The sequence below is a fragment of the Plantibacter sp. VKM Ac-2876 genome (assembly GCF_015350715.1).
Taxonomy (GTDB): Bacteria; Actinomycetota; Actinomycetes; order Actinomycetales; family Microbacteriaceae; genus Plantibacter; species Plantibacter auratus.
The window spans coordinates 149,995-172,937 of sequence record NZ_JADKSI010000004.1; the positions used below are offsets into that span (position 1 = coordinate 149,995).

Genomic DNA, 22,943 nt, shown 5'->3' on the forward strand with positions numbered 1-22,943 from the left:
CGGGTGATCGGGGTGGTGGACTCCGACTCCTTCGTGAAGTGGGGCGCCGCCACCCTCTCCCGCGCGACCGGCTGGGACGTCGACCTCGTCCTCATCGAGAGCGACGTGTCCGCCACGGACCGGCAGGTGGACATCGCCCTGCTCCACACGGCGTTCGAGGGTCGGACCGTCCGTCGCCTGTCGCTCCGACGACTCGTCGACCTCATCCGGACCGAGCAGCCGGACGGCGTGTTCGTCTCCACGCGTGGGCCGGTCGCCGAGGTCGTCATCTCGGAACTCCTCACGCTGGGGCGCGCCTCCCGCCCGGTGCTGCTCACCGGTCTCCCCGGCATCTCCATTCCGGCGAAGTGGAAGGGGATCTTCCTCCGCGCGCAGGCGGACGTCTTCGTCCTGCACAGCCACCGCGAAGTCGCCGCCTACCGTGAACTCGCGCTGACGCACGGGGTCGAGCCGGCGTTCGCGCTCGCGACCCTGCCGTTCCTGACGGACCCGGCGACCGAGCCACCGGCCGAGCCCGCCCCGCGTACCCGGGTCGTCTTCGCGGCCCAGGCCACCGTCCCGGCCGACCGCGGCGACCGGCTCCGGATCCTCTCCTGGCTGCGGACCCTCGCGATCCGGCACCGCGACCTCGACGTCGTGATCAAGGTGCGCGGCCTCGCCGGCGACCCGCAGACCCATCACGAGCACTACCCCTTCGACACCCTCCTCACCGGGCCGACACCCGACAACCTCCGGGTCGCCACCGGTTCGATGGCGGTCCACCTCGGCCACGCGGCCGGGCTCGTCACCGTGAGTTCCACCGCCGCGATCGAGGCCATCGCCGCCGGGGTACCGGTCATCCTGCTCGACGACTTCGGTGTGGACCCGGCGCTCATCAACACCGTCTTCGAGGGCAGCGGGCTGTTGGCCTCCAAGGACGACCTCATGGCCGCCCGCTTCCGGTACCCGAACCCGGACTGGCTGCAGCAGAACTACTTCCACCCCGCCCCGGAGGACGACTGGATCCAGCGGTCGGAGGAGGCGTTCGCCGCGCGCGACCTCGGGACCCTGCCGATCCGTCCTCGGGCACGACAGAGTCGCGGCGGCATGCTCCGCACCGGTTGGGAGCGTCGTCGGGCGTTCGGGCGGGCCGACACGAGCGCGCTGGGCACGGTCGCCTTCGTCATCGGGCGGCCACTGCAGATCGCTCGCCGTCTGGTCCGTCGCGCTCGGGGCGTCCAGCCGGCCGAGCGGCAACCGATCGCCTCCCGTCGGCTCGCACCGATCGAGACGGAGACGCAGGTGCGCGCTCCGCACGGGGCTCGTCACCGCACGGCCCGCTGACGGGATCACCGCTCGACCGGAGACCGGGCGGACGGTGATCCGACTCAGTTGGAGCCGACCGTCACCACCGGTGCGCCCGTGGAGGTGTCGTCCGCGGGCATCTCGGCGGCCAGACGGTTGGCCTCCTGGATGAGCGTCGCGACGATCTCCGACTCCGGCACCGTCTTGATGACCTCGCCCTTGACGAAGATCTGGCCCTTACCGTTGCCGCTCGCGACGCCGAGGTCGGCCTCGCGAGCCTCCCCGGGGCCGTTCACGACGCAGCCCATGACGGCGACGCGCAGGGGGACGCTCATCCCCTCGAGGCCGTCGGTCACGTCGTTCGCGAGCTTGTAGACGTCGACCTGGGCGCGCCCGCAGCTCGGGCAGGAGACGATCTCGAGCTTGCGCTCGCGGAGGTTCAGCGACTGCAGGATCTGCAGCCCGACCTTGATCTCCTCCGCCGGCGGCGCGGAGAGCGAGACACGGATGGTGTCGCCGATGCCCTCGGAGAGCAGGATGCCGAAGGCGGTCGCGCTCTTGATGGTTCCTTGGAAGGAAGGACCTGCCTCCGTCACGCCGAGGTGCAGGGGCCAGTCACCGCGCTCGGCGAGCAGCCGGTAGGCCTTCACCATGACGACCGGGTCGTTGTGCTTGACGGAGATCTTGAAGTCGTGGAAGTCGTGCTCCTCGAAGAGGCTCGCCTCCCAGACGGCGCTCTCGACGAGCGCTTCGGGGGTCGCCTTGCCGTACTTCTGCAGCAACCGCGGGTCGAGGGACCCGGCGTTGACGCCGATGCGGAGGGAGACGCCGGCGGCCTTCGCGCGCCGGGCGATCTCGCCGACCTGGTCGTCGAACTTCCGGATGTTGCCGGGATTGACCCGGACGGCCGCGCACCCCGCGTCGATCGCGGCGTAGACGTAGGCGGGCTGGAAGTGGATGTCGGCGATCACCGGGATCTGACTCTTCTTCGCGATGATCGGCAGCACCTCGGCGTCGTCGCGGGTCGGGACGGCCACGCGGACGATGTCGCAGCCGGAGGCCGTGAGCTCGGCGATCTGCTGGAGGGTCGCGTTGATGTTGGTCGTCTGGGTCGTCGTCATCGACTGGACGCTCACCGGGGCGTCGCCGCCGACGAGCACCTTGCCGACCTTGATCTGTCGCGACTTGCGCCGCGGGCTGAGCGTCTCGGGAACCGACGGAAGACCCAGATTGATAGCTACCACGAGCCTCAGCTTACGCGCGCGACGCCCCGCAGGCTCCCCGTGAGCTGAATGCCTGCTGGGACGTCGCGATCCGCGGTCAACGCGCGGGCGGCGCCTCGCGATTCGCACGCAGGACGCCGAGCCGTTCCCGGTACTCGACCTCGTCGATGTCGCCCTGGGCGAAGCGCTCGGCGAGCGTCTGCTCGGCGCTCCGGGACCCGTCCTGACGCCAGGCCCACGGAGGGCCCTGGTGGCCGTCCGGGGACGCCCCGGACCAGGCTCGGCGACGCCACCGCCGACCGACGAGCGCGACGATGAGGACGATCACGGCGATCCAGAACGCGGGGATGAGCAGCAGCCAGAGGAGGTGGAAGCCCGGCCCGGGACCACCGGGATGCATGGCGGTCGCGGCGAGCACGATCAGGGAGGTGGACATGGAGGACTCCGTTCGTCGGGCGGACGACGACCGTCGTCCGCATCACGACCCCGAGCCTCCTCAGGATGGTGACCGAGGGCATCCGACGACGGGACGGATCACCGCACTCCCCCGGGAGTACGACCACCCGGCGCTCAGACGCCGGGACTGACGAGCCCGGTCTCGTAGGCGATGACGACGAGTCGGACCCGGTCGCGCGCCGCGAGCTTCGACATGATGCGCGACACGTGGGTCTTCGCGGTGAGCGGGCTGAGGAACAGCGCCGCTCCGATCTCCTCGTTGGTGAGTCCGCGTCCGACGAGACCCAGCACCTCGCGTTCGCGCTCGGTGAGCCCGGCGATCACGGCGTCGTCGAGCGGCGCGGCGATCGCTCCGGCGACCTGGGTGAGCAGCCGCCTCGTGACCCCGGGCGACAGCAGGGCGTCACCCGACGCGACCACGCGGACGGCTCGGATGAGCTCGGCCGGCTCGGTGTCCTTGACGAGGAAGCCGCTCGCGCCCGCCCGGATCGCCTGCGCGACGTACTCGTCGAGTTCGAAGGTGGTGACGACGATGATGCGGGTGGCCTCGAGCGTCGGATCCGCGACGATGGCTTCGGTGGCGGCCAGGCCGTCGCCTCCGGGCATCCTGATGTCCATGAGGACCACGTCCGGCCGCTCCCGACGGACGACCACGAGCACCTCGTCCCCACCGGCCGCCTCACCCACGACCGCGATGTCGGGCTCCGCGTCGAGGAGGGCGCGGAACCCGCCGCGGATGAGTGCCTGGTCGTCGGCGACGACCACGCGGATCATGCGACGCCTCGGACCGGCACCCGGGCCGTGACACGGAAGCCGCCGAGCGGACTCCGCCCGGTCTCGAGGGTGCCGCCGAGGAGCTCGGCACGCTCGGTCATGCCGAGGAGGCCGTTGCCGTGCTCCGCGGGTCCGGGTGGGGCACCGACTCCGTCGTCCTCCACGAGTAGGCGGTAGGTGCCGTCGACCTCGACGAGCTCGACGGAGACCCGTCCGGCCTGCGCGTGCCGGAGGACGTTCGTGACGCTCTCCTGCGCGATCCGGTACAGCGCCTGCTGCACGGCCGCACCGGGCGTGGAGACGAGGCGCTGCTCGAGGACCGCGTCGACACCCTGGTCCCGGAGGGACTGGACGAGGAGCGGCAGTGCCTCGAGATCCGGCCCCGGTCGCCTCGGCGCGCCGGTCGTGGGATCCTGGGCCGCATCGGCACCACGGAGGACGTCGAGGAGGCCGCGGACCTCGTCGAGCGACGCCTTGCTCGACCCCTTGATGTTCGTCAGCGCCTCCCTGGCACGTTCGGGCTGGGTGTCCATGAGGTGCAGCCCCATACCGGCCTGGACGGTGATCTGTGCGAGCGAGTGGGCGACCACGTCGTGCAGCTCACGGGCGATACGCACGCGCTCCTCCTGGGCGGCGGACGCCCGACGTTCGCCTTGACGCCGGCGATCCGCGTCGAGCTGTTCGCGCCGGGTGCGGAGTCCCTCGGCGAGGAGGACGGCGACGATGACGAGGGCGGTCGTGGCCCCGACGCGGAAGCCCGACACCTTCCAACCGACGGCGAGCGCGACGGTCAGGGCGAGCGCCCACCCGAGTCCCAGCGACGGATAGGTCCAGCCGCGCGCCCCACGGACGATGCCGGAACCCGCGGCGAACGCCAGCGCCACGGCGGGAGGACCCCAGGTGGGACCCGTCAGCATCGAGGCGCTCGACAGCACGGCGACCGCCGCGACCGTCGGCCCGGGCGACCGCCTGGCAGCGAGCAGGCAGAGCACGCCGGCGAGTGCCAGGAGGACGGCCGAGGAACGGGACCACCCAGAGGCACCGGCACCCGGGCCGAAGGAACCGTGGAGGGCGAGCACCGCTGTCGCGGGCACCTGGACGAGGAAGGACACCACCACCGGTGCCCAGAGGCGCCAGACGGGGCGTCCGGGTCGGCGATCGCCCGGCGTCGTCCAGGGTGCCGAACCCGTCTCGACCGATGCCATCCCTGCATGCTACTCGCGGGTCGGAGCCGCCGCGTCGCCCGCACGGAGCCTGCGCCGTACTCCCCGGGGAGTACGGCCGTACCGAGATGGGAAGGTCCCGCGGGCTCCGGTCGCGACGGCTACCCGAAGAGGTTGACGGGCTTCACGATGTCGGCGTAGACGAGGAGCGCGCTCATGCCGCCGAGGACGATCACCACGCCGAAGGTGAGCGGGATGAGCTTCGCCGCGTCCACCGGCCCGGGATCGCGACGTCGGAAGATCTTCGCGAAGCGGCGACGGATCGCCTCCCAGAGCGCTGCTGCGACGTGCCCGCCGTCGAGGGGCAGCAAGGGGATGAGGTTGAAGACGAAGAGCGCGACGTTGAGCGACCCGAGGATGCCGAACACGGTCGCCGCCTTCGACGCGACCGGGATCTCGTCGAGGCTGACCACCTCGCCCACGACCCGTCCGACGCCCACGACGCTCATCGGCCCGTTGGGATCGCGCTCGCCGGATCCGAACGCGGCCTGCCCGACGTCGATGAGGCGCTGGGGCAGGTTCAGGATGATGTTGGCGGTCCGGGCGATCGTGTCGCCGACGGTCGGCAGGATCGTGGTGACGGGCTGCGCCACCATCTGCTGCTGCGGGGTGATGCCGACGAAGCCGACCTCGTGGGTCTTCGCCGAGCCGTCGGCGTTCGTGACGATCTTGCCGGTCTCGGCGTCGACGACGTCCCGCTCGAGCAGCAGCGGCGTCAGGGTGAGGTCGAGTCGCTGCTCTCCGCGGGCGACCTCGAGGGCCAACGGCTTGCCCGGCGAATCCTGCACGGCCGCGGAGATCTCGGCGAAGGTGGAGATCGGGGTGCCGTCGATCGAGAGGATCGTGTCGCCCGGCTTCAAGCCTGCGGCGGCCGCCGGACCCTGCGGATCCCCCGCTGCACAGCTCTGGCGGTCGCTCGTGGACGGCAACACGCACTCGTACACCGAGGTCAGCGTGCTGCTCTGCTGGGGGACGCCGAACCCCGACACGGCGATACCGATGAAGAGGACGGCGAGGACGAGGTTCATGAACGGGCCGCCGAGCATGACGACGATCCGCTTCCAGACGGGCAGCCGGTAGAAGGTGCGCTCCTCGTCGCCGGCGCCGATCGTGTCTGCACTCGCCTCTCGCGCGTCCTGGACCAGCGTGTCGAAGAAGCCGGTGCTGGCGTTCCGGGCGGCACCGCCGGGCTGCTTGGGCGGGAACATGCCGATCATCGAGATGTAGCCGCCGAGCGGGATCATCTTGACGCCGTACTCGGTCTCCCCCTTGCGACGCGACCAGATGGTGCGACCGAAGCCGATCATGTACTGGGTGACCCGCACGCCGAACAGCTTCGCGGGCACGAGGTGACCGACCTCGTGCAGCCCGATGGACACGATGAGGCCCACGAGCACGATCACGATGCCGAGGAGGTAGAGGAGGACGGATTCCACGGCGCAACCCTACTCGCGCGGTCGGGTCACCGGCTGCACGCCGGCTGTACGGCCGCTCTGAAGCCTCCGACGATGAACGTGCAGGTCAGCCGATGCGCTGCTGCGCGCGAGCCCTCGCCCAGCGCTCGGCCTCCGCGAGCGCCTCACGGGTGAGCTCGCCGTCGGGCGCCTCGTGGTCGTCGACGACCGCGCGGACGGTGTCGAGGATGCCGAGGTAGCCCAGTCGACCCGCATGGAAGGCCGCAACGGCCTCCTCGTTCGCGGCGTTGAACACGGCCGGATAGGTGCGGCCCTGTCCGCCCACGAGTTTGGCCAGTCGCACCGCCGGGAAGGCCTCGTGATCGAGGGGCTCGAACGTCCACTGCTGGGGCGAGGTCCAATCGAGCGGGACGCCGACACCTCCGACCCGGTTGGGCCAGTCGAGCCCGAGGGAGATGGGGAGCCGCATGTCGGGCGGCGAGGCCTGGGCGATGGTGGAACCGTCGATGAACTCGACCATCGAGTGGACGATCGACTGCGGGTGGACCGTCACCTCGATGCGGTCGTACGGGACGTCGAACAGCAGGTGCGCCTCGATCACCTCGAGCCCCTTGTTGACGAGGGTCGCCGAGTTCGTCGTGACGACGAGACCCATGTCCCAGGTGGGGTGGGCGAGCGCCTCGGCCGGCGTGACGCCCACGAGCGATGCGCGGTCCCGTCCGCGGAACGGTCCTCCCGAGGCGGTCAGGACGAGCCGCCGCACCTCGGTGGCGGTGCCGGATCGGAGGGCCTGGGCGATCGCGGAATGCTCGGAGTCCACGGGCACGATCTGGCCGGGTGCCGCGATCCGCCGCACGAGGTCGCCACCGACGATGAGCGACTCCTTGTTCGCGAGCGCGAGCGTCCGGCCCGTCTCGAGGGCCGCGAGGGTCGGGCCGAGCCCGATGGAGCCCGTGATCCCGTTCAGCACCACGTCGGCGTCGACGCTGCGGATGAGCTGCTCGGCGTCGGCGGCGCCCAGGGCCGTGTCGTCGACGTGGAAGGCGGCGGCCTGCTCGGCGAGGAGCTCGGCGTTCGAGCCGGCCGTCAGGCCGACGACCTCGAAGCGGTCGCGGTCGCCCCGGATGACGTCGAGTGCCTGCGTGCCGATCGAGCCGGTTGATCCGAGGATGATGACGCGTCTCACGGCGGCCAGTCTACGTCGGCGACCGAGTCGGCCGCTCAGCCCGCGGCGGGAGCCGTGGTGCTGCTCGCGTCGAGGATGTCGATGACGAACACGATGGTGTCGTCGGCCTCGATACCCGCCTGGCTGTTGCCGCCACTCGGTCCGTACCCGAGGTCGGGCGGGATGACGGCGATGACCTGCGATCCGATGTGCTGGCCGGCGATGGCGCTCGAGAAGCCCTTCACCACGGCGGACAGCTGGAAGTTCGTCGGTCCGTTGCCCCAGCTCTCGTCGAAGACCTCGCCGGTCCGCCAGTTCACACCCTGATAGTTGATGATGACCTCGGCGTCGGGCTGCACCACCGCTCCGTCGCCCTGCTTGAGGACCGCGACCTGGAGATCGGTCGGAGCTGGCTCCTCGGGGATGGTGACCGTTGGTCGTCCGGCGGTGTCGAGCTCGACCGCGGGCATCCCGGCGACGGGCTCCTGCGGGACGCCGTCCGCCTTGGCATCGCTGTGCACCGTGCTGAGGACGTCGGCCACGACGACGAGCGGCTGGTCGGCCTGGACCGTGCCGTCGCTCGACCCAGCGGAACCGAAACCGTCGCCCGCCGTGACGAACGCCGCGACACGGGATCCGACGTTCGTGCACTCGACGGCGCGGACGAGGCCCTTCAGGTACTTCTGGTCGTTGACCACGATCGCCGTCGCCGGGCTCGCACCGTAGGCGGTCTGCGCGACGATCGAACCGGTCACGGCGTTGTAGATGGACATCTCGACGAACGTCGTGTCGCCGGGATCGACCCGCTCTCCGTCGCCCTTGGCCACGATCGTGCGCTCGGTGGTGTCTGCGGCGAGCGTGCCCTTGGCGAAGGTGACCTCGGGGATCGAGCCGAAGTCACCGCTCACGCTGATCGCCTTGGACGCCTTGCCTGCGCTCGTGTCGGCGCACTCCCCCGGACTGGGAAGCGCTTGCGACTGCGACGTCGCCGAACTGCACGCGGTCAGCGACACGAGGGACGCGATGACGGCCAGAAGGCAGAGGCTCTTGCGCACAGGGGAACTTTCGGTCGTTGCTGAGGGGTCGGTCCAGTCTCACCCACCAGGCTCCATGCTGGCTGACAGCGCGCCGAACATCCTCGGTGCACCAGCCCCGTCAGTATGCCGAGTCGCGCATGCGTCGGCGGGTACAGTCGTGCGCATGGCCGATGAGGAACAGACGCAGCGACGCGCCCAGGAACCTTCCGACCAGGCCACCGTCGAGCCGTCGACGGCCGACGCGGTGGTCACGCCGTCGAAACCCGGTGTCGTCTACTACTTCGGACGAGCCGTCCTGAACACGACGGCGAAGCTGCTCTACCGCCCCAAGATCATCGGCCGGAAGAACGTCCCGAAGCGTGGGCCGGTCATCCTGGCGAGCAACCACCTCTCGTTCATCGACAGCATCGCGATCCCCATCAGCGCCCCACGCCGGGTGCAGTTCCTGGCGAAGTCCGACTACTTCACGGGACGCGGCCTGAAGGGCTGGGTCTCGCGCACGTTCTTCACCTCGATCGGCGCTGTCGGGGTCGAACGTGGTGTCGGGCAGGCGGCGCAGGAAGCCCTCGACCAGGGACGCCGGATCCTCGAGAGCGGCGAGGCCTTCGCCATCTACCCCGAGGGCACCCGGTCGCTCGACGGACGGTTGTACCGCGGCAGGACCGGTGTCGCCTGGCTGGCACTCACCACGGGCGCGACGGTCGTCCCGGTCGGCCTCATCGGCACCGACGACCTCATGCCGGTGGGCACGACGATCCCGAAGTTCAAACCGGTCACGGTGATCTTCGGTGAACCCATCGACGTGAGCCACCATGGACCGGCGACCTCAGGACGCGCCAGACGCAAGGCGACGGACGAGATCATGGCCGCGATCCACGCCCTCACCGGTCAGGAGCTCGCGAACGCCTACAACGAGTCGCCGCCCGCCGACACCGTCGAGCGCATCAAGCGCGCCTTCCGCCCCGAGCGACTCTGAGCCGCGGCATCGGTCCACTCCTCAGGTGGTCGTCGCGACCACGATCGTCGGCTCATGACGGACCGGGAAGTTCACCGAGTTGGCGATGAAGCACAGCTCGTTCGCGCGGGCGTGCCCTGCTCGCGCCGCCTCGACCATCGATGCATCGGCGACCGTGACCTGCGGACGCAGGACCACCTCCGTGAACGCACCGCTCCCCGCACCGTCCTCGACCATGGTCCCGACGGCTTCGTCCGTGTAGGCCGTCACCACGACACCGAGGGTCACCGCGACGTGCAGGTAGGACAGGAGATGGCACTGCGCGAGGGCCGCAAGGAGCAGCTCCTCAGGGTTCCATCGACCCGGGTCGCCGCGGAACGGTTTGTCGGCCGAGCCCTCGAGGTCGTGCTTCCCGGCGGCCGTCACCGTGAGCTCCCGGGAGTAGTCCCGGTACCCGCTCGTGCCCGTCCCGAGGTCTCCGTCCCAGCGGACGCCGATGGTGTAGTCGTGGTGGCCCGTGATCATGCCACCAGTATCCCACTGGCCTCCCCACGGCGGCCCGCGTTCGCGGCCCCGCTGTCGGGAGGTCGCGCTACGCTGGAGGACTATGACTGACACGCTCGACACCACGGACCAGACGACCGCCTCCGCCCCCAGCGTGACGCAGGAGCGTCGCATCGTGACGGCCGTCCCGGGCCCGCGCTCGCAGGCGCTGCACGCCCGCCGGAACGCCGTCGTGTCCGATGGCGTGTCGAGTGTCCTCCCGGTGTACATCGAGCGCGCGCACGGCGCCATCGTCGTCGACGTCGACGGCAACCAGTTCATCGACCTCGGTGCCGGTATCGGCGTCACCACCATCGGCCACACGGAGTCCTCCGTGGTCGGCGCCGTCCAGGACCAGGCGGCCGACGTCCTGCACACCCTGTTCACGATCACCCCCTACGAGGAGTACGTGCGCGTCGCGGAGCTGCTCGCCGAGCACACCCCGGGCGACTTCGCGAAGAAGTCGGTCCTCGTGAACTCGGGCGCCGAGGCGGTCGAGAACGGCGTGAAGATCGCTCGCAAGTACACCGGTCGGCGGGCTGTCGCGGTGCTCGACCACGGCTACCACGGTCGCACCAACCTCACGATGGCGATGAACTACAAGGCCGCCCCGTACGCGACCGGCTACGGTCCGTTCGCCGGCGACGTCTACCACGCCCCCAACTCCTACCCCTACCACGACGGCCTGTCCGGAGCTGCGGCTGCGGCCCGCACCATCGCCTACCTCGAGAAGCGCATCGGTGCCACCGACCTCGCGTGCCTCGTCGTCGAGCCGATCCAGGGCGAGGGCGGCTTCGTCGTCCCCGCGGAGGGCTACCTCCCCGCGCTCCAGGAGTGGTGCACGGCCAACGGCGTCGTGTTCATCGCCGACGAGATCCAGAGCGGCATGGCGCGCACGGGCGAGTACTTCGCGAGCTCGCACTTCGGCCTCGTCCCCGACCTCGTGCTGAGCGCGAAGGGCATCGCCGGCGGTCTGCCGCTCGCTGCGGTCACGGGACGCGCCGAGATCATGGACGCGAGCCAGCCCGGCGGCCTCGGCGGCACCTTCGGCGGCAACCCCGTCGCGTGTGCCGCGTCGGTCGCGGTCTTCGAGTCGATCGAGTCCCGTGGTCTCCTGGCCGAAGCGGATCGCATCGGTGCCACCCTGACCGCAGCGCTGCTCGAGCTCCAGGGCAAATACGACATCATCGGCGACGTCCGCGGCATCGGCGCGATGATCGCGATGGAACTCGTCCAGCCGGGTACCGCCTCGACGACGAAGGAGCCCAACCCGGCCGCCGTCAGCGGCGTCGCCGCAGCCGCCGCGCAGCAGGGCGTGCTCGTCCTCACCGCCGGCACCTACGGCAACGTCCTCCGCTTCCTCCCGAGCCTCGCCGTCTCCGACGAGCTCATCGCGGACGCGATGACGGTCATCGATCAGGCGCTCGCAGCACTGTGAACACGGCGGTCCCCCAGACCTTCGGCGTCGCGGACGCGGTGGAATTGGCCGTCGTCGAGCGCAGCGGCTTCATCGAGTCACGTCACGCCGGATCGGCGATCGTCCTCGGGCCGGAGGGCGAAGTCCTCGCGAGCCTCGGAGCACCGGACGCACCGGTCTTCCCCCGCTCATGCCTCAAGCCCTTCCAGGCGATCACGATCATGAACGCCGGGGTGTCCCTCGAGGGCGCTCAGGCCGTGCTCGCGACCGCGAGCCATGCGGGGACCCGGAAGCACGTCCAGGTCGTGCGCAGCATGCTCGGCCGGGCTCGGATCGAGGACTCGGCGTTGCAGTGCCCGGCCGATTGGCCCGGTGATCGCGCATCCCGCGACGAGCTGGTCCGGGACGGCCTCGGCACGAGCCCGCTGTACATGAACTGTTCCGGCAAGCACGCGGCCATGCTGCTCGCCTGCGCGCAGAACGGGTGGGACCAGGCGACGTATCTCGAGCCCGACCATCCGTTGCAGCTCGCCGTCCGCGACACCGTCGAGCGCTTCACCGGCGAGAAGCCCGCCGCCAGCGGGGTCGACGGCTGCGGGGCGCCGGTGTACGCCGTCTCCTTGACCGGACTCGCACGTGGCATCGGACGCGTCGTCAACTCCTCCCCCACCTCGCCGTTCGCCCTGTACCGGAATGCCGGGCTGCTCACGGCTGCGGTGCTCGCCAACGGCTGGGCCCTCGACGGACCAGGCCGGGCGAACACGCTCGTCATCGAACGCCTCGGCCTGTTCGCGAAGCTCGGGGCGGAAGGCGTGATGGTCATGTCGGCACCCGGCGGCGCGACCGTCGCGCTCAAGGTCCTCGACGGCTCGCTCCGGGCCTCGACGATCGTCGCCCTCCGACTGCTCGTCTCGGTCGGAGCACTCGATGCGGCCGCCGTCGACGCCCTCGAACCGGAACTCGACCTGGCCATCCACGGCGGAGCCGCCGTCGTCGGCCGGATCGCCGTCACCGCGGTCTGATCGCCCGGCCGACAGCCTCAGCGCCTTCGGGTCAGGAGCCGAGCAGGTCAACACGCATCGCCTCCTGTCCGGCCCGCCACCACCAGGCACGGCCGCTCGCATAGCCGAGGAGCGGCGGGAGTTCGCGGCTCCTGGTCACCTGCCGGAAGTCGGCGGCGGAGCAGCCGTGGACCACCAGGTCGGCACCGGCGGTGCTCGGCGGAAGGTCTCGCCCGACGACCAACCGGCCCGACAGCCACGTCTCGGGGTCGACGAGGACGACGATCGCGGCGTCGTCCTCCAGGACGTCGCTCTCGGTGCCCGCGACGCCCGCGAGCGGTGCGGACGGGAACAGGTGCGCCGCCGGTTCGATGAGCCGCACGCGTCGCTCCGTCCCGGTCGAGCGCTGCAGCATCGCCCGGACCGCTCCGGTCGCACGTGTGACGATGACGGTCGCGCGTGCCGGGCTCGGACGCCAGCGGTGGACCCCTGGCGCAGAGGACGCTGGTGACGGCGACGGCGGAGCGAGCGCGATCTGCACTTCCGCCTCCTGCCAGTGCGCGCGGCCCGCGGGTCGGCGTGCATCGAAGCAGGACGCGGGTGCGCCGGCGACGAGATGATCCTGCCGATCAGCGAGGCGGAGGACCAGCGTGCTGCCCAGCTGAGCCGAGAACCGGTGGACCACACCGCCCAGCCGGGAGGCGACGAGGACGACGCTGACGCCGCGGCGTCCGCCGTCTCGCAGCAGGCCGAGCAGTGCGTCGCGGAGGGCGGCGCCGTGCTCGTCCCCAGCGGTGGCGAGGAGCGACTCCACGTCGTCGACGAGGAGGAGGGTGGCCTCGGTCGGACGGAGCGGATCCGACAGCGCCATCACGGTGTCCCAGGCCTGCTCGGCATCCTCGCCGACGCGCTCCACGCGGTAGCGACCACGCGCCGCGACCTCGAGCGTGTCCAGCAGGGTCGTTCGACCGGAACGTCCGGCGCCGAGCACCAACAGTGAGCCATCGTGCTCCGGACACCACGCCGCGGGGCGTTGCGCCTGCTCCTCGGGGAGGTCCGTGAGGCCGAACACGATGCCCTCCCCGGGAGGACAGCCGACACCGGTGCTCACCGAGCCTCCGGCACGTCCCGCCTCGATCTCCGAGACGGCGCTCAAGGCCAGGCGTGCCGGTAGGGGGTCGAGCCATGGTCGCCGAGGTGCAGGCGCGTCGCGCCACCGCTCACGCACCGCGAGGATGTCGTCGGACGTCGTGACCGCGGATTGGAACACGAGTCGTCGGTCGCCGTTCCAGACGATGCAGCGGCCCGGAATACCGGCCGGGATCGCAGCTGCATCGGGCACACCGAGGATCGCGGCGCTGTCGGGGCGCGAGGTGACCCGGAGCGAGAGACGGAGCGTGCAGTTCGCGAGGATGGCATCGGCGGCGACCGCCGCCGGACGCTGACTGCAGAGGATCAGGTGCAGGCCGAGCGATCTCCCGCGGGCCGCGAGGTCCGCGAACACCTGATGGAGGTGCGGGCTGGCGTCGAGCAGCGCCTGGAACTCGTCGACGACGACGACGAGCCGTGCCGGGCGATGCTCCGGCGCGAGCACGGGGTCGAGCAGGTGCCGCGCCCCGTGTCCGGCGAGCACGCGCTCGCGGTGGCGGAGCTCGGCCCGCAGACTCGACACGACGCGGTCCGCCGCTCCCGGTTCGAGGTCGGTCACCATCCCGACCACGTGCGGCAGGGCTTCCACCGTTTGGAAGGAGGCGCCGCCCTTGCAGTCGACGAGGAGCAGGGAGAGCTCCTGCGGCGAGCACTGCGCGGCGAGAGCCGTGATCCAGGTGATGAGCAGCTCGCTCTTGCCGCTCCCGGTCGTGCCGCCGACCAGCGCATGGGGCCCGTCCGCCCCGAGGTCCAGCAGTTGCACGCCCTCGACGCCGGTGCCGACGGCGACCCGGAGCGCATCTGGCCGCCAGTCGGATCCCGCCGGCGGGCGACGGCCCCGCACCGGATGCACCTGCGCGAAGGCGACGTCGGTCGGCAGACTCGAGAGGGCCGGGGACTCCCCCGTCGTGAGTGCGGCGGCGGTGAGCGCCCCGACGACGTGCTCCGCCTCGGCTTCCGCGAGCAGGGTCGGCGACACCGACACGGACGAGGAGGCGCCGGTCCCGTCGGCGAGGACGGTCTGCCCGTCGGCGCCGAGCACGAGCAGGTGTCGGCAGCGGGTGGGGATGAGCTCGACGGTGTCGGACAGGGCGACGAGCACACCGCCGGTCGGTGGGCGTCCTCCCGAGCGCCCGGCGGCAGCCCCGACCGCTTCCCAACGCTCGACGACCGAGACGAGGGTCGTCGGGTCCGCCGCACCCCCGTCGCGCACCGGCTCGACCGGGTCCGAGACCGCGCGGTGCGGGAGGTCCTCGAGGAACGCCCAGGTGCGGTCGTCAGGAGCCGCGGGGTCCCCGGAGAACTGCGCTGCCTGCGGCGGGAGCTGTCGGGCGAGCTGCAGGAGGATGCTGCGGGCCACCGCGCGCGCGAAGACCTTCCCACCGACGATGCCGATCCCCTCGACCGCGTCGACCACGACCGGCGCCTCGGACAGCCGTGCCGCCCACTCCCACCGGTCGTCGTCGGCCCCCGCGTCCACCCGGACGGCACTCCTCGTCTCCCCTCGCCCGACGCAGACGAGCGTGCGGCGGGCCTCCGGTACCCGCCACCTGGCACGATCGGGGCCGTCGAGGACGTCGAGGAGCCGACCGGCAGGGTGGAGTGCTCGCAGCTCCTCGCGTTCCTCGGCATGCGCTCGCGCGACGTCCTGTTCCAGCTCCTGCGTCGCAGTGTCGTACGCCGCACGCGCCCGCCGTCCGCGCCGCCGTCTGGTCCAGCGTGCGTCGATGTAGCCGGCGACGGCGATGAGGGGCCCGAGCGCGGCGAAGACGAGGGTCACGGGTGAGCCGGTGATCGCGAACAGGGCGACCGACCCGACGACCGGGGCGAGGCTTGCGAGGATCGGAAGCGACCCGGTGGGCGGCTGCGCCGGCGGGCTGGGTGCACGGAGGCGGGTCGGCGTCGTCGCGGGCCGGTGCGAGGTGGTCGCGGAGGGCGACACGTCCGAAGGGCTCATGGCTCCAGTGGAGCACCGAGTGGCCCTGACCGGCTGACCGGACGATCCGACCGGGCTCGAAGCCCGCCCGAGCAGCGGCTGTGGAGCGGGCTCAGGAGGCGGGCTGCTTGACGCCCTCGTCCGAGGTCTCGTCGACCGGCGCGATGTCGAGCACGATGACCGAGACGTTGTCGCGTCCGCCGTTGTCGAGGGCGGCGCGCAGGAGGAGTTCGGCCGCGTCGACCGGTGTGGCCCCCTCCGTCAGGAAGTACCAGATCCCGTGGTCGGTGAGTTCCTTCGTCAGCCCGTCCGAGCAGACGAGCCATCGGGCACCGGTCTCGATCGGGAAGAGTTCGACGTCCGGTACGGGGTCGTCCGACGGTCCGACGGCCCGGGTGATCATGTTGCTGTTCGGGTGGAACTCCGCCTCCTCCGGGCTGATCGCTCCGGCGCGGATCAACTCCTGGACGATCGAGTGGTCTTCGGTGACCTGGACCAGCTCGCCCTCCTGCAGCCGGTAGACCCTGGAGTCGCCGATGTTGAAGACCGCGACGCGACCCTCGCCTTCGTCGGCCGTCAGCACGACACCGGTGACCGTGGTGCCCATGCCGAGTTCGCCCTCCTCCGCGGTGTCGATCATGTCCGCCACGGCCATGCGCAGTGCGTCGACGAGGCCGTCGACGGTGAGGATCTCGGCTCCCTCGGTGGCCTTCGTCAGGCGATGCGCGACCGCTGCGCTCGCGACCTCGCCGGCGGAGTGCCCACCCATGCCGTCGGCGACGGCGAACACGGGAGGGAGCGCCACGAAGGCGTCCTCGTTCAACTCGCGCCGCTTACCGACATCGGTCATGCCGGCCCACGCGAGTGACACTCGACGCCCGCCGGGCAGCGTGACGATCCGTTGCCCGTGCTCGGTCACGTCTGCTCCTCTAATACGGCTGGCGGTGGCTGATGCACCCTCGACGATAGTACGGTACCGGCCGACCGCCGGACCGCCCCACCCGGCTCGGCGGATTCCGCCCACGGTTCGACGACGACGGATCCGGACGCCGGGGTCGGCCGGTCCTGCGGATCCGCTTGCCGCGACCCGTCCGCACTGTCATGATCGACGCATGACACGAGCCAGCTCCGATGCACCGGCGAAGGCGGCGCCGCCCGACGACACCTCGAAGGCGATCATCGAGCAGCTCCAGACCGACGGACGCCGCTCCTACGCCGAGATCGGGAAGGCCGTCGGGCTCAGCGAGGCCGCCGTGCGGCAACGGGTGCAGAAGCTCACGGAGTCCGGCGTCATCCAGATCGTGGCGGTGACCGACCCGATGCAGCTCGGTTTCACCCGCCAGGCGATGATCGGCGTCCGAGTGACCGGTGACACCCGCGTGGTCGCGGACCGCCTGTCCGCGTTGTCGGCCGTCGACTACGTCGTCCTGACCGCCGGCTCATTCGACCTGCTGGTGGAAGTGGTCTGCGAGGACGACGAGGAACTGATCGCGCTGCTGAACGACGAGATCCGCACCGTCGACGGCGTCTCGGGAACCGAGACCTTCGTCTACCTGCGGCTGCACAAGCAGCTCTACGACTGGGGCACCCGCTAGAGGGGATCCCCGGACCGGCGCAAGCCGTCCCTCGTATCACGCTCTGCCACCCCCGACCGAGGTACGCTCAACCCATGCCCGCGAAGCCGACCGGAGAACGGACTCCCCCGTCCGACCCGTCGACGTCGGGTGACACCGCCTCAACGCCAGGCCTCGCGGACACCGGCCCCACGAGGACGGGCCCGCACGCGGTCGAGGTCCCACGACGCGTCGGTCGGATGACCGGCTACAGCGCCTTCCCACAGCTGCTCTTCGGCCTGGCGGTCGTCGCGATCCTCTTCGCCACGCTCCTGTTCCAGGGCGTCGACGACAACTCCGTCCTGTTCTACGTCGGGGTGATCCTGGCGTTCATCGCGACGGCGCTCGCGCCGATCGTGCCCTGGCACCAGGCACCGCGGCTGCTCATCGCGCTCCCGATCCTCGACATCATCGCCATCGCGCTCATCCGGCAGGGCGAGCCGTTGATCGGTGCGGGACTCCTCTGGGTCTTCCCGACCATCTGGATGGCGACGGCCTTCGGCCTCGCCGGTGCCATCACCGCCATCGTGCTCGTATGCACCTCGAGCTGGTCCACGCTCGCGATGACGCCGGGGCAGATCACCATCGCCAACCTGCCGGCGCTCGTCATCCTGCCGACGGTCCTCGCGTTCGTCGCCGTCTCCACCGCGATGACGGCGAAGCGCACGGAGGCGCAGCGCGTGCTGCTGAACAAGCAGGCCGGCCAGCTCGAGACCGCCCTCTGGCGCGCACAGGACCAGGAGAGCCGCCTCGCGGAGATCCTCAACGCCGTGAACTTCGGCGTCGTCCGCTTCGACCGCATCGGGGCCCGGGCGATGGTGAACCGGTTCCAGACGCGGCTGCAGGACGAGGTCGGCGAGCTGTCCGACGTCAATCCCGCACTCCCGGTGTGGGCCGAGGACGGACTGACCCTCCTCCAGCCGCAGGACAAGCCGTACATCCGCGCACGCCGTGGTGAGGAATTCGAGAACCTCACCGTGTGGCTCGGCGCCCCGGGCACCGAACGGATCGCCCTCGCCCTCACCTCTCGGCGCCTCTACGACCACGAGGGCGGATACGACGGCACGGTCCTCGTCTCGCGCAACGTCACGAGCGAGATCAACGCGATCCGCGCCAGGGACGACCTCGTCGCCTCCGTCTCGCACGAGCTCAGGACGCCGCTGACGTCGATCCTCGGATACCTCGACCTCGCGCTCGACGACCCGGGGCTCCCACCGCGGGTCGCGAAGCAGCTCACGATCGCCCAGACGAACGGCGATCGACTCCTCGAACTCATCGCGGACATCCTCGCCGCCTCCCGCGACGTGAACCGGACCATGGCACTCGAACGCACCGAGTGCGAGCTCCGCGAGATCGTCGACCGCTCGGTCGAGTCGTTGGCGCACGTGGCCGCCGAACGGAGCATCACCATCGTGCGACACGACGATGAGGCGGTGCCGCTCTTCGCCGACCCGTTCCGCCTCCGGCAGGTCGTCGACAACCTGCTCTCCAACGGCATCAAGTACAACCGGGACGGCGGCGAGCTGAGCGTCGGCGTCACAGCCGAGGGCGACACCGCCTGGGTCATCGTGCGCGACACCGGCATCGGCATCTCCGAAGAGGATCAACCGAAGCTCTTCGAGCGGTTCTTCCGCTCCGACCTCGTCCGCAACTCCACGGTGCACGGCAGTGGCCTCGGCCTCGCGATCAGTCGGGACATCGTCCGCTTGCACGGCGGCGACCTCACCCTGCACAGTGTGCTCGGTGAGGGCACCACAGCGGTCGTCCGTATTCCGAGAGGCGGGACCGAATGACCTTCGACAGCCAGACCGTCGCCGTGATCAACGCGCTCGTGATCTTCGTCTGCGGCGCGACGTTCATCGTCAACACCTTCACGAGGAAGGACGACGCGAGCGGTCGGGTGTGGTCCGTCTCCTACATGGCCGGGATGTTCACCAGCTTCTCCTACGTCGTCAGCGCGCTCAGCCAGGAGGCCTGGTGGGCGATCGCAGCGGGGAACGGCGGCTACGTGCTGAGCATCGCCGCTCTGTGGTCCGGTGCACGGCTCTTCAACGGCAAATCGAGCCTGCTCTGGGTCTCGCTCGTCGGGACCGCGGCCACGGTCGTCGCCGCCCTCGCCGCAGGCCCCGCAGGCGGGCCGTGGGCAGGCTCGCCCGTGACGTTCTTCTGCATCGCCCTCTTCGCGGGCCTCGGTACGGCTGAGACCCTCGTCGGCGCGATGCGCGACAGCCCGACGACCAGGGGCTTCACCGTCGTGCTCGGCATCGCCTCGGCGTTCTTCGCGGCTCGACTCGTGTCGATCCTCGTCGAAGGGTCGGAGGGCGCGCTCTTCACCACGCTCTTCGGGACCGTGGCCGCCTCGTTGCTGCTCATCGCGCTCCTCATCGTCGCGACCGTGGTGCTCTCGGTCCTGCGGGCCGAGCGAGCCGCACCGGCGAGCCGGCGCCACGGGAGCGTCGTCGCGTACACGGGCGACGACGTCCTCCTCCACGAGTCCTTCAACCGCATCGTCGAGGACTGGTTGGAACGGGCCAACTTCCACGACGAGCAGCTCGCGATCCTCCACATCCGGCTCGACGACCTCGACGAGATGACGACGGCGTTCGGATCCGGTTTCAGCAGCGAGGTCGCCGAGGGGTTCATCTCCTCGGTCCGTCGATACGGTCCGACGCTGTCCGACATCGGCGAGGACGGCGCCGGCTGTCTCCTGATCGCGACACCGGCGGCGGACGCGGACATCGCGCTCCAAGCGGCCAAGGGCATCCAGGACGGCCTGCTCGACCACCCCGTCGAGACGACGCCGCGCCTGCGCCCGACGGCGAGCATCGGGATCGCCTTGACCGACTACCTCGGATACGACGTCGCCGTCCTCACGCGTGCCGCCAGTGATGCCAGCCTGCGTGCTTCGGCGGACGGCGGGAACCGTACGGTCCTCGCCTCGTCGTCGCCGCCGGCGGGCCGCTGACGGCTCGGATCGAGCCCGGTCAGGCGGGCGGGGCGATCGCGATCGTGAGCGTGTCCACCGCCGTCTGCTTGGCATACTCGGCAGACGTCGGCGTCGCCTGCACCAGCAGCTCGTAGGTGATCGTCAAGGTGACGCCCGTGGCGGCACTGTCCACCTCGGGGAGGACGAACGTCTGGCTGTAGCTGTACGGAGCCTTGATGAGGTACCCCGGAGCCACCGTCGACTGGTCGGTGAACGGCGCGGGCGATTCCAGTTGCCCCTTGGGCCCGTGGACGGTCGTGGTGAGCGTCACCCGCGACAGGTAGAGCGCCTGGAGGTCGTCGGGGTTGAGGACACCGCTCAGCGAGAAGCTCACGGGCTTGTTGACGTCGGCCGTCCACGCATCCATCGACAGCGTGGACCAGTAGTCGACCGTGAGGGTCGCGGAGCCGGCCGTCAGCGTGTGCTTGGCGCTCCCGCTGGCGAGTTCGTTCGTGATCGCACTCACGGTGGGCCTCGGCGTCTTCGACGCACGCGGCGAGCTGGTCGGCTGCGCACCCGGCTCCTCCCACGGAGGCGTGCCGCAGGCGCTCAGCCCGAGGACGAGAGCGGCGGCGGTCGCGGCCTGGAGGGCGTGCCTGACGTGCCGGTTCCGGACCGGGCTGGGGTGGTTCGACATGAGGCTCCTGGCGGGTTTCGGAGGGATGATCGAGTGGCCCTCGAGGGTCCGCATGACCCACGAACTGGGGCCAGCGCGAATCTTGAGGAAATCCTGAGGCGACGCTATCGCATTCACGCGCGAAAGCCGCGCCCAACGCGGCAGAGTTGCAACTGCAGCGCGACCCGCTGCGATCGGCCTACTCGGAACAGGACCCCTGATGTCAGAACTCGAAGCGCGACCGGACGACGTCCGTCCCACCGCCAAGCAGGCCGACCCTCGGTACATTCAGACGCAGCCGCTTCTCGCGCCCGAACTTGAAGCGTATGCCAATGAATTCATCGACTCGGTCAACTCGCTCCCCGAGTACCGGGCGACCATCGGGTGCATCATTCCCGCCTACAACGAGGAGGAGTCGCTGCCGGCAGTGCTCGCCTCCCTCCTCGAGCAGACGCGGATGCCCGACGTGATCCATGTGGTCATCAACAACACCACGGACCGCTCGGTCGACGTCGCAGCTCCCTACGCCGGCCCGCACTCGCGAGTCGACGAGGACGGCTACGAGCAGTTCACCGAGGTCTTCATCCACGACATCGGGAAGAACCCCGACAAGAAGGTGGGCGCGCTCAACTACGGCTTCACGCTCGTCGAAGGCTACGACTACCTGCTCGGTGTCGACGGCGACACGGTCGCCGATCCGACCGCGATCGAATCGCTCGAGGCGGAGATCGTCTCCGACAGTCGCATCGGCGGTATCTCCGCGATCTTCTCGATCGACGACGAGCCGTTCAAGAAGCAGATCGTCCCGGCGTTCCTCATCGCCGGCCAGCGCACGCAGTTCGCCGCGTTCAACATGCAGAACATGCTCCGAGGCCGCAACATGGCCGTGCTCGGCGGGCAGTACTCGATCTTCTCCGTCCAGGCCCTGCGCGACGCCATGGAGCAGAACCACCAGTCCACCCCGTGGGTCAAGGACTCCGAGGTGGAGGACTCGCTCCTGTCCCTGCAGATCAAGAGCGCCGGCTACCTCACCAAGATCAGCGCCCGTGCCCGTGCCGACGTCGGTGGGATGACCACCGTCCGGTCGCTCGACGCCCAGCAGGTCAAGTGGAACTACGGCGCGATCGAGCTCATGTGGCCCGGCCAGCGCGGCGACACCAAGGGCCAGCCGTTCCACCCGAACCTGCGACTCCGGTGGCTCGAGAACGCGGAGATGCTCCTCAACATCGTCACGCGCATCCTCTTCGTCGTGCTGCTCGCCGGCTCGCTGTCGATCCACGCCTTCGTGTTCAGCCCCGTGTGGCTCATCCCGCCGCTGGTCGCGATCTTCCTCAACCTGCGCATCGCACTGTCGATGAAGAAGCGGAACGCACGCGACATCCTCTTCGCGGTCCTCATCTTCCCGGCCGAGTTCTACATGTGGATCCGCATGGGGCACTTCATCCGCGCCTGGTCGAAGTTCGCCTCGAACAAGAAGGTCGACAACTGGGCCGAGCAGGCGAAGGCAGAACGAGGCTCGGGCAACGCGCACCTCGCACCGCTCCTGTTCGTCCTCGCCGCCATCATCGCGATCGTCGCGGTCTGGACCCAGCTCTCCCCCGTCGTCCAGTCCACGATCCTCTGGGCGGGATGGCCGGTGCTCGGGGTCATCACCGTGCTGCAGACACTCAGCATGTTCGGCAAGCTCATCCGTCGTCAGCGCGGCTACCGGGTGTGACGTCCCCCGACCCGGGCACGGTCGACGCCGACGAACTGCGCAGGTTGCTCCGAGAACTCTCGGGCGACCTGCGCAGTCGTCGTCGGTTCGTCCAGACCTATGTCGAGATGTGGCCCACCCGTCTGGCTCGCCTGGGAGCGGCGCTCGACGCCCACGACGTCGACGAGTCCAAGGTCGTCCTCCTCAGCATCCGCTCCTCCAGCGTCATGCTCGGCGTGATCGGGGTGGCCGGACTCGCGAGTGCAGGGCTCCAAGCGATCGAGCTCGGGCAACTCGAACGCGCGCGGGAGATCCACACCGCCCTCCAGGAGGCCGGCCGTCGCAGCTGCGAACGCCTGCTCGAACTCGACGCGGCGGACGCGGCGGAATCCTGAGCTCCGGCCACCGGGCGACCTTCGTCGCCGGTGAGGCTCCGTCCCGGTCGGGACCGCGG

20 protein-coding genes are annotated in these 22,943 nt (G+C 70.3%); 9 read left to right on the forward strand and 11 right to left on the reverse strand.

Features of this window, described 5'->3' with window-relative positions; all coding sequences use genetic code 11:
* Positions 1–12 precede the first annotated feature (12 nt).
* Positions 13–1,323: a DUF6716 putative glycosyltransferase gene (locus tag ITJ62_RS17215; protein WP_228498750.1), complete on the forward strand. Its 1,311-nt coding sequence runs from the start codon at positions 13–15 to the stop codon at positions 1,321–1,323.
* 44 nt (positions 1,324–1,367) lie between these two features.
* On the opposite strand, the gene ispG is transcribed toward ITJ62_RS17215, so the two are convergent.
* The 7 genes from ispG to ITJ62_RS19385 form a co-directional block, all read right to left on the reverse strand.
* A complete protein-coding gene (gene ispG / locus ITJ62_RS17220; RefSeq protein WP_064295337.1) occupies positions 1,368–2,528 on the reverse strand; it encodes a flavodoxin-dependent (E)-4-hydroxy-3-methylbut-2-enyl-diphosphate synthase in 1,161 nt (386 codons plus the stop codon).
* A gap of 76 nt (positions 2,529–2,604) precedes the next feature.
* Positions 2,605–2,943, reverse strand: coding sequence for an SHOCT domain-containing protein (locus ITJ62_RS17225; RefSeq protein WP_138944658.1), 339 nt, complete (start codon positions 2,941–2,943; stop codon positions 2,605–2,607).
* A gap of 134 nt (positions 2,944–3,077) precedes the next feature.
* The gene (locus ITJ62_RS17230) at positions 3,078–3,737 is read right to left on the reverse strand and encodes a response regulator transcription factor (protein WP_194604798.1); all 660 of its coding nucleotides are present in this window, start codon (positions 3,735–3,737) and stop codon (positions 3,078–3,080) included.
* The gene (locus ITJ62_RS17235; protein WP_194604801.1) at positions 3,734–4,942 is read right to left on the reverse strand and encodes a sensor histidine kinase; all 1,209 of its coding nucleotides are present in this window, start codon (positions 4,940–4,942) and stop codon (positions 3,734–3,736) included. Before ITJ62_RS17235 ends, ITJ62_RS17230 begins: the two co-directional genes overlap by 4 nt.
* A gap of 119 nt (positions 4,943–5,061) precedes the next feature.
* A complete protein-coding gene (locus ITJ62_RS17240; protein WP_085513192.1) occupies positions 5,062–6,396 on the reverse strand; it encodes an RIP metalloprotease in 1,335 nt (444 codons plus the stop codon).
* 85 nt (positions 6,397–6,481) lie between these two features.
* Positions 6,482–7,561 carry a 1-deoxy-D-xylulose-5-phosphate reductoisomerase gene (locus tag ITJ62_RS17245; protein ID WP_194604804.1) on the reverse strand — a complete coding sequence of 360 codons (1,080 nt, stop codon included), beginning with the start codon at positions 7,559–7,561 and terminating at the stop codon, positions 6,482–6,484.
* A gap of 35 nt (positions 7,562–7,596) precedes the next feature.
* A complete protein-coding gene (locus ITJ62_RS19385; protein ID WP_194604807.1) occupies positions 7,597–8,595 on the reverse strand; it encodes an FKBP-type peptidyl-prolyl cis-trans isomerase in 999 nt (332 codons plus the stop codon).
* Positions 8,596–8,740: 145 nt separating this feature from the next.
* Here ITJ62_RS19385 and ITJ62_RS17255 point away from each other — a divergent pair, with 145 nt between their 5' ends.
* Complete coding sequence (locus ITJ62_RS17255; RefSeq protein ID WP_194604810.1) at positions 8,741–9,553, forward strand: 1-acyl-sn-glycerol-3-phosphate acyltransferase; 813 nt, start codon at positions 8,741–8,743, stop codon at positions 9,551–9,553.
* A 21-nt stretch (positions 9,554–9,574) separates the two neighbouring features.
* Here the strand turns inward: ITJ62_RS17255 and ITJ62_RS17260 are convergent, their stop codons facing one another.
* Positions 9,575–10,057, reverse strand: coding sequence for an OsmC family protein (locus tag ITJ62_RS17260; RefSeq protein ID WP_194604812.1), 483 nt, complete (start codon positions 10,055–10,057; stop codon positions 9,575–9,577).
* An 82-nt stretch (positions 10,058–10,139) separates the two neighbouring features.
* On the opposite strand from ITJ62_RS17260, the gene gabT reads away from it, so the two are divergent.
* On the forward strand, positions 10,140–11,513 hold the full coding sequence (gabT, locus tag ITJ62_RS17265; protein WP_194604813.1) for a 4-aminobutyrate--2-oxoglutarate transaminase: 1,374 nt from the start codon (positions 10,140–10,142) through the stop codon (positions 11,511–11,513).
* The gene (locus tag ITJ62_RS17270; protein WP_194604816.1) at positions 11,510–12,514 is read left to right on the forward strand and encodes an asparaginase; all 1,005 of its coding nucleotides are present in this window, start codon (positions 11,510–11,512) and stop codon (positions 12,512–12,514) included. The genes gabT and ITJ62_RS17270 overlap by 4 nt, the downstream gene beginning before the upstream one ends.
* A gap of 31 nt (positions 12,515–12,545) precedes the next feature.
* On the opposite strand, the gene ITJ62_RS17275 is transcribed toward ITJ62_RS17270, so the two are convergent.
* Both ITJ62_RS17275 and ITJ62_RS17280 read right to left on the reverse strand, forming a co-directional pair.
* The gene (locus tag ITJ62_RS17275; RefSeq protein ID WP_194604819.1) at positions 12,546–15,599 is read right to left on the reverse strand and encodes an FtsK/SpoIIIE domain-containing protein; all 3,054 of its coding nucleotides are present in this window, start codon (positions 15,597–15,599) and stop codon (positions 12,546–12,548) included.
* Positions 15,600–15,690: 91 nt separating this feature from the next.
* A complete protein-coding gene (locus ITJ62_RS17280) occupies positions 15,691–16,497 on the reverse strand; it encodes a PP2C family serine/threonine-protein phosphatase (protein WP_370581982.1) in 807 nt (268 codons plus the stop codon).
* 193 nt (positions 16,498–16,690) lie between these two features.
* Between ITJ62_RS17280 and ITJ62_RS17285 the strand changes: the two genes are divergently transcribed.
* The 3 genes from ITJ62_RS17285 (at position 16,691) to ITJ62_RS17295 (ending at position 20,156) form a co-directional block, all read left to right on the forward strand.
* Positions 16,691–17,173, forward strand: a complete 483-nt coding sequence (locus ITJ62_RS17285) for an Lrp/AsnC family transcriptional regulator (protein ID WP_064295326.1) — start codon at positions 16,691–16,693, stop codon at positions 17,171–17,173.
* Between the two features lie 74 nt (positions 17,174–17,247).
* Positions 17,248–18,984: a cell wall metabolism sensor histidine kinase WalK gene (locus ITJ62_RS17290; RefSeq protein ID WP_194604822.1), complete on the forward strand. Its 1,737-nt coding sequence runs from the start codon at positions 17,248–17,250 to the stop codon at positions 18,982–18,984.
* A complete protein-coding gene (locus tag ITJ62_RS17295) occupies positions 18,981–20,156 on the forward strand; it encodes a diguanylate cyclase domain-containing protein (protein WP_194604838.1) in 1,176 nt (391 codons plus the stop codon). Before ITJ62_RS17290 ends, ITJ62_RS17295 begins: the two co-directional genes overlap by 4 nt.
* Before the next feature lie 19 nt (positions 20,157–20,175).
* On the opposite strand, the gene ITJ62_RS17300 is transcribed toward ITJ62_RS17295, so the two are convergent.
* Positions 20,176–20,814: a hypothetical protein gene (locus ITJ62_RS17300; RefSeq protein WP_228498752.1), complete on the reverse strand. Its 639-nt coding sequence runs from the start codon at positions 20,812–20,814 to the stop codon at positions 20,176–20,178.
* Between the two features lie 199 nt (positions 20,815–21,013).
* On the opposite strand from ITJ62_RS17300, the gene ITJ62_RS17305 reads away from it, so the two are divergent.
* Both ITJ62_RS17305 and ITJ62_RS17310 read left to right on the forward strand, forming a co-directional pair.
* On the forward strand, positions 21,014–22,510 hold the full coding sequence (locus ITJ62_RS17305; protein ID WP_194604840.1) for a glycosyltransferase family 2 protein: 1,497 nt from the start codon (positions 21,014–21,016) through the stop codon (positions 22,508–22,510).
* The gene (locus tag ITJ62_RS17310) at positions 22,507–22,884 is read left to right on the forward strand and encodes a hypothetical protein (protein ID WP_194604843.1); all 378 of its coding nucleotides are present in this window, start codon (positions 22,507–22,509) and stop codon (positions 22,882–22,884) included. Before ITJ62_RS17305 ends, ITJ62_RS17310 begins: the two co-directional genes overlap by 4 nt.
* The last annotated feature ends 59 nt before the right edge of the window (positions 22,885–22,943 follow it).

Excerpts from the sequence above, each read along its gene's own strand:
- ITJ62_RS17225 (WP_138944658.1), bottom strand. The coding sequence starts at position 2,943 with ATGTCCACCTCCCTGATCGTGCTCGCCGCGACCGCCATGCATCCCGGT.
- ITJ62_RS17230 (WP_194604798.1), bottom strand. The coding sequence starts at position 3,737 with ATGATCCGCGTGGTCGTCGCCGACGACCAGGCACTCATCCGCGGCGGG.
- ITJ62_RS17235 (WP_194604801.1), bottom strand. The coding sequence starts at position 4,942 with ATGGCATCGGTCGAGACGGGTTCGGCACCCTGGACGACGCCGGGCGAT.
- ITJ62_RS17255 (WP_194604810.1), top strand. The coding sequence starts at position 8,741 with ATGGCCGATGAGGAACAGACGCAGCGACGCGCCCAGGAACCTTCCGAC.
- ITJ62_RS17260 (WP_194604812.1), bottom strand. The coding sequence starts at position 10,057 with ATGATCACGGGCCACCACGACTACACCATCGGCGTCCGCTGGGACGGA.
- gabT (WP_194604813.1), top strand. The coding sequence starts at position 10,140 with ATGACTGACACGCTCGACACCACGGACCAGACGACCGCCTCCGCCCCC.
- ITJ62_RS17275 (WP_194604819.1), bottom strand. The coding sequence starts at position 15,599 with ATGAGCCCTTCGGACGTGTCGCCCTCCGCGACCACCTCGCACCGGCCC.
- ITJ62_RS17285 (WP_064295326.1), top strand. The coding sequence starts at position 16,691 with ATGACACGAGCCAGCTCCGATGCACCGGCGAAGGCGGCGCCGCCCGAC.
- ITJ62_RS17290 (WP_194604822.1), top strand. The coding sequence starts at position 17,248 with ATGCCCGCGAAGCCGACCGGAGAACGGACTCCCCCGTCCGACCCGTCG.
- ITJ62_RS17295 (WP_194604838.1), top strand. The coding sequence starts at position 18,981 with ATGACCTTCGACAGCCAGACCGTCGCCGTGATCAACGCGCTCGTGATC.
- ITJ62_RS17300 (WP_228498752.1), bottom strand. The coding sequence starts at position 20,814 with ATGTCGAACCACCCCAGCCCGGTCCGGAACCGGCACGTCAGGCACGCC.
- ITJ62_RS17305 (WP_194604840.1), top strand. The coding sequence starts at position 21,014 with ATGTCAGAACTCGAAGCGCGACCGGACGACGTCCGTCCCACCGCCAAG.